Source organism: Cyanobacteriota bacterium, assembly GCA_025054735.1.
Lineage (GTDB): Bacteria > Cyanobacteriota > Cyanobacteriia > SKYG9 > SKYG9 > SKYG9.
Genome location: JANWZG010000471.1, coordinates 1 through 2,704, shown reverse-complemented (window position 1 = coordinate 2,704; position 2,704 = coordinate 1). Strand labels below are relative to the sequence as shown.

The following is a 2,704-nucleotide window of genomic DNA, read 5'->3' as shown; positions in this document are numbered from 1 at the left end:
ACGGTTGATCCAGATCAATACCCATACTATCGACTATCGTTGTAGAAAATAGTTAGAAACCATAACCATCGACAGTAGAAACACCAGCAGTAGACTAAAGAATAAGGGTGTAAATAGACACAAAACCTCTCTGGAGCAGGGAGTTAGCCTGCCCCAAGTAATATCAGTTAAACTGGGTCGGTGTTCTGACGAGAAAGCTCTATGCCCTAGCGCCGTTTAGGCCCAAGGTTAAGCTATCTGCCTCTAGGAAGTGATTGTTGTGATAAGCTCGTTCCTCTGTGGCCAGCAAAATGCCCTCGTAGAGGTAGCGAGTTGCCCGATCGCCTAAGCTCTCGGCTTGGGATGCCAGTTGCCGTAGAAGGGTAACAATGGCTTGCTCTGCTGCCAAGTCATGCTCTAGCATTTGTCGTACTGTGAAAATGCCATCTGGCTCTGGCTCGAAGCAGCAAAGTTCAGCCAACTTGGCAAACCCTGCAACAGGCACACCCCCTAGCCCGTCTAGACGCTCACCTATGGCATGAACATGCCCCCGGACAGCATCCATCGAGTCCTGAAACCATTGATGCAGCATGTAAAACTCACTGCCCTTAGCCACAAAGTGGTGCTTTTGGTATTGCAGGTAAAGAGCTTGAAAACTTGCCAGTGCAACATTCATGCCCTCACAGACTGGAGTAGTCACTGACAGGTCTAAACCGATAACATTCGGGTGAATCTCACCCCATACCTGGGTAGGTGCTTGCGCTATTGTCATCACATGTCTCCTCAAAAACTAAAACGATTCACTCGACAGACGTGTCGCCTATCAAACGCTGTCACTCTGGTAAAGAGCCATACAGAAGCCAAACAGAGCCTCTGCATAACAATATCTGCGAGTATCCAAAAGTATTCACACACATTATTGTATGTGAACCACCACTAGGTAGCTATGCCGTAGCCACGCTGAGTAGCAGCACCGTGCATACTACAGATTGGAATGCCCCCACTGAAAACGTCGACTAACAGCATTAGCTATCATCCTGGGTTAGGGCCAAGTTCGATCATGCACCATATCTCTTATTGCAAGTATATGGCAATAGGCTTATCCCTGACAACAGGCTAGATGCCATAGATTTGCAATTATTAATAGTGATAACTCGCTCAGTTATGCTACCTCTCTATACTGTGACTACGAATAGCTTGTAGTTATGACTTAAGTTCTGACTATGAACTAATAGGCTATGTCGCTGGCTTTTAGAGAATTGGTATTGGTTCACGTTAGTTCTTCTTAACTGTCCTTGACACCTAAGATTGTAGGCAGGTTACCAATTATGCCTAACTAGGCCTAATAGGCGTTAACGGTTCAGATTTGGGCAAGTATTCAATATTCATGCCCCAGTATTCATTCTCAAACTTGTACAAGAGCTTTGTGACTACCCTGATAAACCCCTTTTCGTCAGAATAAATCCCTAGGTAGCTTTCAAGTATGATTGAAGGGGACTAGTGCAGATAGGGCTAGAGTTGCATCAAGATAGTTGTAGAAGCCCGTGATTCAAAATGCACATTAAATATACGGGCGCATGAATGCAATGAGCAATTACATCTAGCGCAATGGAACACAGCCTTGGGGAAGCCGTTGATCGACGGATTTTGATCGTGGGGAAACCAGTTGATACTCTTCATCTGCTGACGGCTATGCTGGCGGATTGGGGCTATGGTGTGGCTGTAACCAGTGATTATGGTATTGCTTCTCATACAGTGCAAGCGTTAGCTCCAGATGTTATTTTGTTGAGCGTTTCTGCTGGTAGTGCTGATGGGTATGATGTCTGCGATCGCCTACAGGCTGATAAAACTACACGTGCAATTCCAATCTTGATTGTGGGTGAGGGTGATGATCCTGCCCTAAGGTTGCAGGCGTTTGCTGTTGGGGCTGTTGATTACATTGCTAGGCGATCGACTGCCTTAGAAGAAATCGCTGCTCGTCTCGATGTCCATGCGGTTCGTTGCCAAACTGTGAGACAACTGCAACAGGAGATTGTGCAACGCGATCACGCTCTGCGTCAGCATCAAGCAATCGAAAACCGTCTAGAACTCCTGTTGAACTTAACCCAAGCAATTAGTAAAGCTGAGAGTTTTGATGCAGCTCTAGAAGCGGCCTTGCAACTCCTAGGAAGTGCTACTGGCTGGGACTATGGTGAAGCCTGGGTAGAGAGCGTAGATGGCTTGGTGTTGGAGTGTAACCCTAGTTGGTACCGGAGGCAATTGGATATTGATGCTACCTTGGCTGCAGCAATCAATGAGTTTCGTCGGTTTAGCGAAGCTCTAACCTTTGCACCCCATGAAGGGATGCCTGGGCGGGTGTGGCAAGGGCAACATAGCGAGTTCATTAACGATATGACGGTTGGCTCCAGAAGCCTGTTTTTGCGGGATGACCTAGCCCAAATGTGCGGATTCCGAGCTGCATTAGCAGTGCCTATTCTGTTGCCTACGAGCAGCCCTAACTTGGTGAGAAGTACACAACGTGTGTTGGCCGTACTCTGTTTTTTCAGCAGTAATGCCTACCCCCAAGATAGTTATCTGTTGCAATTAGTCTCAGCCGTAGCTGCACAACTTGGTACGTTATTAGCCCAGAAGCAGGTGGAAGCAGAGATGCGAGCACTGTTCAACGCCATGACTGATGTGGTGTTGGTGCAAGATGCCTCAGGACGCTGTATACGGGTTGTTCCCA

General features: G+C 47.3%; 2 protein-coding genes. One reads left to right on the top strand and one right to left on the bottom strand.

Annotated elements, in window-relative coordinates:
* Window positions 1-199: 199 nt before the first annotated feature.
* Window positions 200-751 carry a ferritin-like domain-containing protein gene (locus NZ772_16945; protein ID MCS6815243.1) on the bottom strand — a complete coding sequence of 184 codons (552 nt, stop codon included), beginning with the start codon at window positions 749-751 and terminating at the stop codon, window positions 200-202.
* Window positions 752-1,587: 836 nt separating this feature from the next.
* On the opposite strand from NZ772_16945, the gene NZ772_16940 reads away from it, so the two are divergent.
* Window positions 1,588-2,704, top strand: a 1,117-nt coding sequence (locus tag NZ772_16940) for a response regulator (GenBank protein ID MCS6815242.1), incomplete at its 3' end; no start/stop codon positions are given.

Bases quoted from the DNA above. Each gene is read 5' to 3' on its own strand.
- NZ772_16945 (MCS6815243.1), bottom strand. From the start codon at position 751: ATGACAATAGCGCAAGCACCTACCCAGGTATGGGGTGAGATTCACCCG.